Below are 11754 nucleotides of genomic sequence, written 5' to 3' on the forward strand. Positions count from 1 at the left end.
GCTCCGGCTCCGGCTCCGGCTCCGGCTCCGGCCGCACCTCAGGGCGCCGACCCGCGCACCGGGCTCGCCGTCGGGCAGCGCGTCCCGCTGCGGGGCGTGCGCCGCACGGTCGCGACGCGGCTCGCGCGATCCAGGCAGGAGATCCCCGAGGCGACGACGTGGGTCGACGTCGACGCGACCCGGCTCGTCGAGCTGCGGGCGTCGCTGAGCGAGCCGCCCGGCCTACTCGCGCTCGTCGCGCGGTTCGTGATCGCCGGGCTCGCACGCTTCCCCGAGCTGAACTCGTGGGTCGACGTCGACGGCGAGGAGATCGTGCACCTCGCCGGCGTGAACCTGGGCATCGCGACCCAGAGCGACCGCGGCCTCGTCGTCCCGGTGGTCCGGGGCGCGCACGCCCTCCGCACGCGCGACCTCGACACGGAGATCCGTCGCGTCACGACGGCCGCGCGCGAGGGCCGGGCGACGACCACCGATCTCACGGGCGGCTCGTTCACGCTCAACAACTACGGCGGGTTCGGGGTCGACGGCAGCGCCGCGATCATCAACCACCCCGAGGTCGCGATCCTCGGGCTCGGTCGCATCCTGCCGAGGCCGTGGGTTGTGGACGGCGAGATCGTGGTCCGCCACATCGCGCAGCTGTCGCTCGTCTTCGACCACCGCGTGTGCGACGGCGGCACCGCAGGCGGCTTCCTGCGGTTCGTGGCCGACGCGATCGAGTCCCCCCTCGACGCGCTCCTGGACTCGGGGGACCTGTGAGCACCGGAGCCGTGGGCGTCGTCGGCGCGGGGACGATGGGCGCCGGCATCGCGCAGGTCGCGGCGCTTGCCGGGCACCGCGTGCTGCTGCTCGACGCTGCGTCCGGGCGCGCGGCGGCCGCCGTCGCCGACGTCGGCCGGGCGCTCGACCGGCTCGTCGCCCGGGGACGGGTCGACGCCGACCGGGCGGACGCGGCCAGGGAGCGCCTCGCGCCCGCCGCGTCGATCGCGGACCTCGCGGACTGCGTGCTGGTCGTCGAGGCCGCGGCCGAGCAGCTGGACGTCAAGCAGCAGGTCATGGCGGCGCTCGAGGACGTCGTCGCGCCTACCTGCGTGCTCGCCACGAACACGTCGTCGCTCTCGATCACCGACGTCGCGGCCGGCATGCGGCACCCCGGACGCCTCGTCGGCATGCACTTCTTCAACCCCGCGCCCGCCATGCGCCTCGTCGAGGTCGTGTCGGGCACCGCGACCGACCCGGACGTCGCGGCGCGCGTCGCCGCGCTCGCGACGGCGTGGGGCAAGACGCCCGTACAGGTCGCGTCGTCGCCGGGCTTCGTCGTCAACCGCGTGGCCCGCCCGTTCTACGGCGAAGCCCTCGCGGCCCTCGAGGAGGACACGGGGCTGGACGCCGCCACGGTGGACGCGGTGCTGCGCGAGGCCGGGCGGTTCCCCATGGGACCGCTCGAGCTCACGGACCTCATCGGCCAGGACGTCAACCTGGCCACGAGCCGCTCGGTGTGGGAGCAGCTCGGTCGCGACCCGCGCTACGCGCCGTCGCGCGTCCAGGAGGCGCTGGTCGAGGCGGGGACTCTCGGCCGCAAGACCGGGCGGGGCTTCTACCGGCACGACGACGGCTCGCCGCGCCCCCGCCCGAGCACGGCACCACCCGCCGTGGCGCCCGAGAAGGTCGTCGTCCGCGGCGACTGGGGCCCGTGGACCTCGCTGTGGGAGCGGGTCGAGGAGGTCGGCGTCGGCGTGCTCGCCGACGCGCGCCCCGGCCCGCGCGACGCCCACCGGTTCGAGCCGGTCGCGGAGGTCGACGGCGGCCTGCTGGTCCCGACGGACGGGCGCACCGCTGCCGACCGCGCCGCCGCGGCGGGCGTGCCCGTCGTCGTCCTCGACCTCGCGCTCGACCCCCGGACCGCCACGCGGTTCGCCGTCGCCGCGTCTCCCGGTTGCCCGCGAGAGGTGCTCGACGCCGTCGTCGGCCTGCTGCAGGCGACCGGCGCCGCGGTGACCGTCCTGCCCGACCGACCCGGGCTGCTCGTCGCGCGCACGGTCGCGGTGCTGGTCGACGAGGCGGCCGCCGTCGCCGACGAGGGCATCGCGGACCCCGCAGACGTCGACACCGCCCTGCGGCTCGGCGCCGGCTACCCGCTCGGGCCGCTCGAGTGGGGCGACCGCACGGGTCCGGCGCGCGTCGCGGCCGTGCTCGACGCGGTCGCGGCCGCCACCGGCAGCGACCGGTACCGCGTGTCCCCCGCGCTGCGCCGCGCCTCGACGACCGGAGGAGCGCTGCGTGGCCACTGACCTCACGCCCGACCGCACCGCCGACCTGGCGCCGGCCCGAAGGCTCGACCCAGGGGCCGACGGCGCACCCGACCGCGCCCAGGACCTGGCCCGCCGCTGCGCGGACACCATGTGGGCGGCCGACCTCGCGAGCCGCCGCCTCGGCATGCGGATCGACGACGTCGCACCCGGGAGCGCGCGGCTGTCGATGCGCGTGACCGCGGAGATGGTCAACGGCCACGGCACGTGCCACGGCGGCTACCTCGCGGTGCTGGCCGACAGCGCGTTCGCCTTCGCGTGCAACACCTACGACGACGTCACGGTCGCGGCGGGCTTCGACATCGTGTTCGCGACACCCGCACGCCTCGACGACGAGCTCGTGGCGGTCGCGACCGAACGCGTCCGCTACGGCCGCAGCGGCCTGTACGACGTCACGCTGAGCCGTGCCGACGGCACCGTGATCGCCGAGTACCGCGGCCGCAGCCGCTCGCTCGGCCGCCCGCTCCTGCCGGCGGAGGGGACGTCCGGCGTGCCGTCCGAGGTCCCGTCCACCGAACCGTCCGCCGTACCGTCCGGAGGGGCGTCCGATGCCTGAGGCCTTCCTCGTCGCTGGCGTGCGGACGCCGATCGGCCGCTACGCGGGCGCGCTCGCGCCCGTCCGGCCGGACGACCTCGCCGCCCACGTTCTCCGGGCTTTGACCGACCGCCTGCCCGGCGTGGACTGGGACGCGCTGGACGACGTCGTCCTCGGCTGCGCGAATCAGGCGGGTGAGGACAACCGCAACGTCGCGCGCATGGCGACGCTGCTGGCCGGGCTGCCGGTCACCGCGTCCGCCAGCACGACGAACCGGCTGTGCGGCTCAGGCCTCGACGCGCTCGGCAGCGCGGCGCGCGCGATGCGCGCGGGCGAGGCCGACCTCGTGCTCGCCGGTGGGGTCGAGAGCATGAGCCGCGCACCGTTCGTCATGCCCAAGCCGCAAGCGGCGTACTCGCGGGCCGCGGAGATCCACGACACGACGATGGGGTGGCGCTTCGTCAACCCGCGCATGCGAGAGCTGTACGGCACGGACACGATGCCGGAGACCGCCGAGAACCTCGCCCGCGAGCTCGGCATCGCGCGCGAGGACCAGGACGCCTTCGCGCTGCGGTCGCAGGAGCGGGTCGCGAAGGCGCGCGCGGCCGGCCGGTTCTCGCGCGAGATCGTCGCCGTGCCCGTGCCGCAGCGGCGCGGCGAGCCGGTCGTCGTCGACGAGGACGAGCAGCCGCGCGACACGTCGCTCGAGGCCCTCGCCCGCCTCACACCGCTCGAGGCCGGCGGCACCGTGACGGCCGGCAACGCCTCGGGCCTCAACGACGGCGCGTGCGCGGTGCTCGTGGCGTCCGGCGCGGCGGTCGAGCGGCACGGTCTCGAGCCGCTCGCGCGGATCGCCGGCATGGCGGCGGCGGGTGTGCCGCCGCGCACGATGGGCCTGGGTCCCGTGCCCGCGACGCAGCGGCTGCTCGGGCGCGCGGGCCTCCGCCTGGGCGACGTCGACCTGGTCGAGCTCAACGAGGCCTTCGCGGCCCAGGCGCTCGCGGTGCTCCGCACGCTCGGGCTGCCCGACGACTCCACGCACGTCAACCCGAACGGTGGCGCGATCGCACTGGGCCACCCGCTCGGGATGAGCGGGGCGCGCATCGGCCTCTCGGCGGCCATCGACCTCGCGGACCTCGGCCCGGGGCACCGAGCCGTGGCCACCATGTGCGTCGGCGTCGGGCAGGGCGTCGCCCTGCTCCTCGAGAGCCTCTGAGGCGGCCCTCCTCGAGAGCGTGTGAGGCGTCGCTCCTCGAAGGTGCGTGCGGCGTCGGCGACCCTCGCCAGCCGCGCACCGCCAGGTGCACCCTGACGGAACCGCGGCCGACCGACCGACTACTCAGGCGCCGACGTACGCCGCCAGGTGCTCACCCGTGAGCGTCGACCGCGACGCCACGAGGTCCGCGGGCGTCCCCTCGAAGACCACGCGACCGCCGTCGTGACCGGCACCCGGGCCGAGGTCGATGATCCAGTCGGCGTGCGCCATCACGGCCTGGTGGTGCTCGATGACGATGACCGACCGGCCCGAGTCGACGAGGCGGTCGAGCAGCCCCAGCAGCTGCTCGACGTCGGCCAGGTGCAGGCCGGTCGTCGGCTCGTCGAGCACGTAGACGTCGCCCTTCTCCGCCATCTGCGTCGCGAGCTTGAGCCGCTGCCGCTCGCCGCCGGAGAGCGTGGTGAGCGGCTGGCCGAGCGTGAGGTAGCCGAGGCCGACGTCGGCGAGCCGGTCGAGGATCTTCTGTGCCGCGGGCGTGCGCGCGTCACCGTCGGCGAAGAACGGCGCGGCCTCGACGACGGGCATCGCGAGCACCTCGGCGATGTTCTTGCCGCCGAGCGTGTACTCGAGCACGGAGGCCTGGAACCGCTTGCCCCCGCACTCCTCGCACGGCGACTCGACCGTGGCCATGACGCCCAGGTCGGTGTAGATCACGCCGGCGCCGTTGCACGTGGGGCACGCGCCCTCGGAGTTCGAGCTGAACAGCGCCGGCTTGACCCCGTTGGCCTTCGCGAACGCCTTGCGGATGGGGTCGAGGAGGCCCGTGTAGGTCGCCGGGTTGCTGCGGCGGGACCCGCGGATGGCGCTCTGGTCGACGACGACGACCCCCTCGCGACCGACGACCGAGCCGTGGACCAGCGAGCTCTTGCCCGAGCCGGCCACGCCGGTGAGCACGCACAGCACGCCGAGCGGGATGTCGACGTCGACGTCCTTGAGGTTGTGGGCCGACGCGCCGCGGACCTCGAGCGCGCCGGTCGGCTGCCGCACCGTGTCCTTGAGCGTCGCCCGGTCGTCGAGGTGGCGCCCCGTGACGGTGTCGCTCGCGCGCAGGCCCTCGACGTCGCCCTGGAAGCAGATGGTGCCGCCCGCGGTGCCCGCGCCCGGGCCGAGGTCGACCACGTGGTCGGCGATCGCGATGGTCTCGGGCTTGTGCTCCACGACGAGCACCGTGTTGCCCTTGTCCCGCAGCTGGAGCAGGAGCGTGTTCATCCGCTGGATGTCGTGCGGGTGCAGGCCGATCGTCGGCTCGTCGAAGACGTAGGTGACGTCGGTGAGGGACGAGCCGAGGTGGCGGATCATCTTGGTGCGCTGCGCCTCGCCGCCCGAGAGCGTGCCGGACGGGCGCTCGAGGGAGAGGTAGCCGAGCCCGATCTCGGTGAACGAGTCGAGCAGGTGCTGCAGACCGGCGAGCAGCGGGGCGACCGAGGGCTCGTCGAGCTCACGCACCCAGGCGGCCAGGTCGCTGATCTGCATCGAGCAGAGGTCGGCGATGTTCTTGCCGCGGATCTTCGAGGCCAGCGCCTCCTGGGTCAGGCGCGTGCCGCCGCACTCGGGGCACGTCGTGAACGTCACCACGCGCTCGACGAACGCCCGGATGTGCGGCTGGAGCGCGTCGATGTCCTTGGACAGGTAGGACTTCCGGATGCTCGGGATGAGCCCCGAGTAGGTGAGGTTGATGCCCTCGACCTTGATCTTCGTCGGCTCCTTGTGGAGCAGGTCGTGCAGCTCGCGCTTGCCGTACTTGCCGATCGGCTTGTCGGGGTCGAAGAAGCCCGAGGCCCGGTAGATGCGGCCGGTCCAGCCGTCGATGCTGTAGCCCGGCACGCGGATGGCGCCCTCGTTGAGCGACTTCGTCTCGTCGTAGAGCTCGGACAGGTCGAAGTCGTTGACCGAGCCCATGCCCTCGCAGCGCGGGCACATGCCGCCGAGGCGGTTGAACGTGACCTTCTCGGCCCGGGTCTTGCCCTCGCCGCGGTCGACCGTGATCGCACCGCTCGCGCTCACGGACGGCATGTTGAACGAGTAGGCGTTCGGGGAGCCGATGTGGGGGTCCCCGAGGCGGCTGTAGAGGATGCGGAGCATCGCGTTGGCGTCCGTCGCCGTGCCCACGGTCGAGCGCGGGTTGGCACCCATGCGCTCCTGGTCGACGATGATCGCCGTGGTCAGCCCCTCGAGCCGGTCGACCTCGGGCCGCGCGAGCGAGGGCATGAAGCCCTGGAGGAACGCGCTGTAGGTCTCGTTGATGAGACGCCGCGACTCGGCCGCGATGGTGCCGAAGACGAGCGAGCTCTTGCCCGAGCCGGAGACCCCCGTGAACACCGTGAGGCGGCGCTTCGGGATGTCGACGCTGACGTCCTGGAGGTTGTTCTCACGCGCCCCCAGCACCCGGATGAGGTCGTGGGTGTCGGCCGCGTGGGACTCGGTCGCGGTCGACGGCTGCTCCGGCTTGGTGGCGATGCTCATCGGGTCTCCATCCGTGACGCGGCAGGCGTGGACGACGACGTCCACGGGGCCACGCTAGCGGCGCCCCCCGACATGCCCGCTTCTCTATTCGTGACGACCCTCGGCGGGCACCGGACGACCCTCGCCGACGCGCCGCGCGCGCATGCCGTCCATCGCCAGCTCGACCACCGCCCGCACGACGTCGTCGTGGGCATCGCGACCCTCGCCGTCGCCGCGCGCCCCCGGCCGGTACCACTCGGTGATCGAGTTCACCATGCCGAAGAGCAGCCGGGTGACCAGGCGCGGGTCGACGTCGTCGCGGATCTCCCCCGCGTCCATGGCCTCGCGGACCAGGTCGGCCAGGCGCGCGTCGAAGGCCCGCCGCCGCGCGACGGCCTCGCGCTCGACCGCGGTGTTCCCCCGCACGCGCAGCAGGAGCGTCACGTACGGCAGCTCGGCGACGAGGATCTCCGTCGTCCGGCGGACCACCCGCTCGAGCCGGGCCACGGCACCGCCGTCGACCTGGCCGAGCTCCTCGAAGACGCCGTCGAGCGCGTCGAGCGCGCGGCTCACCGCGAGCCGCAGGAGCTCCTCCTTGCCGCTGACGTGGTGGTAGAACGCCGACTTGGTCAGGCCGCTCGCGCGCGCGAGGTCCGCCATGCTCGCGGCCTCGTACCCGCGCTCGATGAAGACGCGGGCCACGACCGCGACGAGGTCGTCCTGCGAGTACCGCGCGGGCCGGCCCACCGGCCGCGCGCCGCCGGACGTCGACGTCGTGCGCGCCGGGGCACGGGGCTCGACCGACCGCGTTGACATGGTCCGAGTCTGCCCTATCGTTGATAACGAACGTTCGTTCAGGAATCACCTGTCCAGGGACCTCGGTCCCCCAGGCGGAGGTCGACGATGACCCACGAGGACGCAGCGGCGACGCTCGACCCGGCGCTCGAGGCCGAGCTGCAGGCGCGCTTCGACCGCATGATCGCGGCCGAGGAGCGCATCGAGCCTCGTGACTGGATGCCCGAGGGCTACCGCCGCACGCTCGTGCGCCAGATCGCCCAGCACGCGCACTCGGAGATCATCGGCATGCAGCCCGAGGGCAACTGGATCACGCGCGCCCCGAGCCTGCGCCGCAAGGCGATCCTCCTGGCCAAGGTGCAGGACGAGGCGGGGCACGGCCTCTACCTCTACGCGGCGGCCGAGACGCTCGGCGTCGACCGCGAGGACCTGCTCGACCTGCTGCACACGGGCCGGCAGAAGTACTCCAGCATCTTCAACTACCCCACGCTGACCTGGGCGGACATGGGTGCGATCGGCTGGCTCGTCGACGGCGCCGCGATCATGAACCAGGTCCCGCTGTGCCGCTGCTCCTACGGCCCGTACGGCCGCGCGATGGTCCGGATCTGCAAGGAGGAGTCCTTCCACCAGCGGCAGGGCTTCGAGATCCTCCACACCCTCTCCCACGGCACGCCCGAGCAGAAGGCGATGGCCCAGGACGCGGTCGACCGGTTCTGGTGGCCGTCGCTCATGATGTTCGGCCCTCCCGACGCCGACTCGCCGCACTCGGCGCAGTCGATGGCGTGGGGCATCAAGCGGTTCGGCAACGACGAGCTGCGCCAGCGCTTCGTCGACATGATCGCGCCCCAGGCGCAGGTGCTCGGGCTCACGCTCCCCGACCCGGACCTGCGCTGGGACGAGGAGAGCGGCCACTGGCGGTTCGGCGCGATCGACTGGTCCGAGCTGGACCGCGTCATCCGCGGCGACGGCCCGTGCAACGCGCAGCGCATGGAGCGCCGCCGGACGGCGCACGAGGAGGGCGCGTGGGTGCGCGAGTCGGCCATGGCGTACGCGGCCAAGCACGCGGCGCCGTCGGCCGAGGCGCAGCCGGCCGAGGTGGCGGCATGACCGCGGGCAGCACCCGCAGCACGGCCACGACCGCGCGGACGCCGCACGGCTGGCCGCTGTGGGAGGTGTTCGTGCGCGCGCGCCGGGGGCTGTCCCACCAACACGCCGGCAGCCTGCACGCGCCCGACGCCGAGATGGCGCTGCGCAACGCGCGCGACGTCTACACGCGCCGGGGGGAGGGCGTGTCGATCTGGGTCGTCCGCTCGAGCGACGTCGTCGCGTCGAGCCCCGACGAGAAGGACCCGTTCTTCGACCCCGCGCTCGACAAGGTCTACCGGCACCCCACCTTCTACGCGGTGCCCGAGGGGGTCGAGCACCTGTGACCGCGCCGACCAGCCCCACCACCACCACGGCAGGAAGCCTCGACGTCGCGGGCGTCAGCCGCAGCGCGGCACCCGCGCGCCCGACGGCTGCCGAGGCGCCGCTCGTCTCCTACCTGCTCGGCCTGGGCGACGACGCGCTCGTCCTCGCGCAGCGCCTCGGCGCCTGGGTCACGCGCGCGCCGCAGATCGAGGAGGACATCGCGCTCGGCAACATCGCGCTCGACCTGCTCGGCCAGGCGCGCACGCTCCTCACCTACGCGGGAGAGGTCGAGGGAACCGGCCGCGACGAGGACGCGCTCGCGTTCCTGCGCGACGAGCGGGACTTCCGCAACGTGTGGCTCGTCGAGATCCCGAACGGCGACTTCGCAGTGACCATGGCGCGGCAGCTGCTGTTCTCGGCGTACCAGTGCGAGCTCTACGCGGGCCTCCTGGCGAGCGCCGACGCGACCCTCGCCGGCCTCGCGGCGAAGGCCGTCAAGGAGGTCCGCTACCACCGCGACCACGCGACGCAGTGGGTGCTGCGCCTCGGCGACGGGACGCCCGAGGCGCACGTGCGCATGCAGGCGGCGCTGGAGCGGACGTGGCCCTACGTCGACGAGCTGTTCGACCACGACGACGCCGCGGCCGCGCTCCCCGGCGTCGCGGTCGACCCGGCGTCGCTGCGGCCGGCCTGGTCGGCGTACGTCGAGGACGTCGTCGGGCGCGCGACGCTCGCCGTGCCGCAGCCGACGTGGCGCTCGCGCGGGGGCCGCGTCGGCCTGCACAGCGAGCACCTCGGGCACCTGCTGCCCGAGATGCAGCACCTGCACCGGGCGCACCCGGGGGCGACGTGGTGACCGCGACCCGGAGTCGCGAGGCGCGCGAGGCGCCCGGGACCCAGAAGACACAGCGCGTCACCGCGGCAGACGTCGTCCGGCTGCGCGCGGTCGCGGGCGAGGTGCCGGACCCCGAGATCCCCGTGCTGACGCTCGACGACCTCGGCATCGTGCGCGACCTCGCCGTGGCCGCCGAGGGCCGGGTCGAGGTCATTCTGACCCCGACGTACACCGGCTGCCCCGCGACCGCAGTCATCGCCGCCGACGTCGAGCGCGCTCTGCATGCGGCCGGGGCCGACGTCGTCGTCGTGCGGACCGTCCTCGCCCCGGCCTGGACGACCGACTGGATGAGCGACGCGGGCCGGGAGAAGCTGCGCGCGTACGGGATCGCCCCGCCCGGCGCGTGCGGGGACGCGCTCGCCGACGGCGCCGCGGGCGGCCGCCGACCGGTCGCGCTCGCGCTCACCGCGCGCTGCCCGCGGTGCGGGTCGACGCGCACGCGCGAGATCAGCCGGTTCGGCTCGACGCCGTGCAAGGCGCTGTGGTCCTGCCGCGACTGCGCGGAGCCGTTCGACTCCTTCAAGGCGATCTGATGAGCGCCGCCACCGAGGCCACGACCGACGACACGGCACCCCTCGACGCAGTCACCGGAGACGCAGCCGCCGCCGACGCGGCCGCGGCCGCCGCCGTCGCCGTCGCCGCGACGGGCAGCCCGCGCCGGCACGCGGTGTTCCACCGCCTCCGCGTCGCCGCGGTCGAGCCGCTGACCGACGACGCCGTCGCGGTGACGTTCGACGTCCCGCCGGACCTGCGGCCCGAGTTCCGCTTCCGTGCCGGTCAGCACCTCACCGTCCGGGCGCCGGCGATCGAGGGCGACGTCCGGCGCAACTACTCGATCTGCGCACCGGCGACGGGCGACCGGCTGCGGATCGGGGTCAAGCGCGTGCCGGGCGGCGCGTTCTCGACGTACGTGACCGAGCAGCTCGCGCCCGGTGACGAGCTCGAGGTCATGACGCCGACGGGCACGTTCTGCCCCGACCTCGACCCGGGGAGCGCACGCCGCTACGTCGCGGTCGCCGCCGGCTCCGGGATCACGCCCGTCCTGTCGATCCTCGCGACGGCGCTCGAGGTCGAGCCGGCGAGCACGGCGGCGCTCGTGCTCGTCAACCGCCGCGCCTCGACGATCATGTTCCTCGAGGAGCTCGAGGACCTCAAGGACACCTACCCCGACCGCTTCCAGCTGCTGCACGTGCTGCACGAGGAGGCGTCCGAGGTCGAGCTGCTCTCCGGGCGGCTCGACGTCGACCGGCTGCACCGCATCCTCGACGCCCTCGTCCCCCCGCAGGACGTCGACGCGTGGTTCCTGTGCGGACCGCTCGCGCTGACCGAGTCGGTGCGCGGCGCGCTGCTCGAGCGCGGGGTCGAGGCCGGCCGCGTGCACCGCGAGCTGTTCTTCGTGGGCGACGCGCCGGCACCGCGCCGGCCGCGCCCCGTCGACCCGCGCCCGACGGCCGGCGCCGAGGTCACCGTGCTGCTCGACGGGCGCTCGACGACGTTCCGGCTGCCGCGCGACGGCGTCCCCGTGCTCGAGGCGACGCTCGCGGCGCGTCCCGACGCGCCCTTCGCGTGCAAGAACGGCGTGTGCGGCACGTGCCGAGCGCACGTCGTCGAGGGCGCGGTCGAGATGGACACCAACTACGCGCTCGAGCCCGAGGAGCTCGAGCGCGGCGTCGTCCTCACCTGCCAGGCGCACCCCGTGACCGACCGGCTCGTCGTGGACTACGACCGGTGAGCGGCCTCGTCGTCACCGAGCGGCGCGGCGACGGCGCCGTGCTGCTCGTCGGGCTCGCGCGGCCGGCCAAGCACAACGCGCTGGACCAGGCGATGGTCGACGAGCTGCACGCCGTCCTCGCGGACGCGCGGCGCGAGCCCTGCGTCGTCGTCGTGCACTCGGTGACTCCCGGGATCTTCGCGGCCGGCGCCGACATCGCCGAGCTGCTCGAGCGCGACGCCGCCGACGCGCGCCGCGGCATCAACGCGACGCTGTTCGACGAGCTCGAGCACCACCCGTGGCCGACCGTCGCGGCCGTCGACGGGCCGGCGCTCGGCGGCGGCTGCGAGCTCGCGCTCGCGTGCGACCTGCGCGTCGCCTCGC

General features: G+C 74.3%; 12 protein-coding genes. 10 read left to right on the top strand and 2 right to left on the bottom strand.

What is annotated here, in order from left to right:
• The 4 genes from ICW40_RS10400 to pcaF all read left to right on the top strand — a co-directional run.
• Positions 1–756, top strand: a 756-nt coding sequence (locus tag ICW40_RS10400) for a dihydrolipoamide acetyltransferase family protein (RefSeq protein WP_221653757.1), incomplete at its 5' end; no start/stop codon positions are given.
• Positions 753–2288, top strand: coding sequence for a 3-hydroxyacyl-CoA dehydrogenase (locus tag ICW40_RS10405; protein WP_221653758.1), 1536 nt, complete (start codon positions 753–755; stop codon positions 2286–2288). The genes ICW40_RS10400 and ICW40_RS10405, both read left to right, overlap by 4 nt.
• A complete protein-coding gene (gene paaI / locus ICW40_RS10410) occupies positions 2278–2862 on the top strand; it encodes a hydroxyphenylacetyl-CoA thioesterase PaaI (protein WP_308121736.1) in 585 nt (194 codons plus the stop codon). The genes ICW40_RS10405 and paaI overlap by 11 nt, the downstream gene beginning before the upstream one ends.
• Complete coding sequence (gene pcaF, locus ICW40_RS10415; RefSeq protein WP_221653759.1) at positions 2855–4057, top strand: 3-oxoadipyl-CoA thiolase; 1203 nt, start codon at positions 2855–2857, stop codon at positions 4055–4057. Before paaI ends, pcaF begins: the two co-directional genes overlap by 8 nt.
• A 123-nt stretch (positions 4058–4180) precedes the next feature.
• On the opposite strand, the gene ICW40_RS10420 is transcribed toward pcaF, so the two are convergent.
• Positions 4181–6580, bottom strand: coding sequence for an ATP-binding cassette domain-containing protein (locus tag ICW40_RS10420; RefSeq protein ID WP_221653760.1), 2400 nt, complete (start codon positions 6578–6580; stop codon positions 4181–4183).
• 84 nt (positions 6581–6664) lie between these two features.
• The gene (locus ICW40_RS10425; RefSeq protein WP_221653761.1) at positions 6665–7375 is read right to left on the bottom strand and encodes a TetR/AcrR family transcriptional regulator; all 711 of its coding nucleotides are present in this window, start codon (positions 7373–7375) and stop codon (positions 6665–6667) included.
• Positions 7376–7462: 87 nt separating this feature from the next.
• On the opposite strand from ICW40_RS10425, the gene paaA reads away from it, so the two are divergent.
• The 6 genes from paaA to ICW40_RS10455 all read left to right on the top strand — a co-directional run.
• Complete coding sequence (paaA, locus tag ICW40_RS10430; protein ID WP_221653762.1) at positions 7463–8461, top strand: 1,2-phenylacetyl-CoA epoxidase subunit PaaA; 999 nt, start codon at positions 7463–7465, stop codon at positions 8459–8461.
• Positions 8458–8784: a 1,2-phenylacetyl-CoA epoxidase subunit PaaB gene (paaB, locus tag ICW40_RS10435; RefSeq protein WP_221653763.1), complete on the top strand. Its 327-nt coding sequence runs from the start codon at positions 8458–8460 to the stop codon at positions 8782–8784. Before paaA ends, paaB begins: the two co-directional genes overlap by 4 nt.
• Complete coding sequence (gene paaC / locus ICW40_RS10440; protein ID WP_221653764.1) at positions 8781–9620, top strand: 1,2-phenylacetyl-CoA epoxidase subunit PaaC; 840 nt, start codon at positions 8781–8783, stop codon at positions 9618–9620. Before paaB ends, paaC begins: the two co-directional genes overlap by 4 nt.
• Positions 9617–10192, top strand: coding sequence for a 1,2-phenylacetyl-CoA epoxidase subunit PaaD (gene paaD / locus ICW40_RS10445; RefSeq protein WP_308121737.1), 576 nt, complete (start codon positions 9617–9619; stop codon positions 10190–10192). Before paaC ends, paaD begins: the two co-directional genes overlap by 4 nt.
• Entirely contained in the window at positions 10192–11391 is a 1200-nt protein-coding gene (paaE, locus tag ICW40_RS10450) for a 1,2-phenylacetyl-CoA epoxidase subunit PaaE (protein WP_221653765.1), read from the top strand. Before paaD ends, paaE begins: the two co-directional genes overlap by 1 nt.
• On the top strand, positions 11388–11754 hold a 367-nt coding region (locus ICW40_RS10455), incomplete at its 3' end, for an enoyl-CoA hydratase/isomerase family protein (protein WP_221653766.1). The genes paaE and ICW40_RS10455, both read left to right, overlap by 4 nt.

The organism is Actinotalea ferrariae (assembly GCF_019733465.1).
In the GTDB taxonomy this organism is placed as follows: Bacteria; Actinomycetota; Actinomycetes; order Actinomycetales; family Cellulomonadaceae; genus Actinotalea; species Actinotalea ferrariae_A.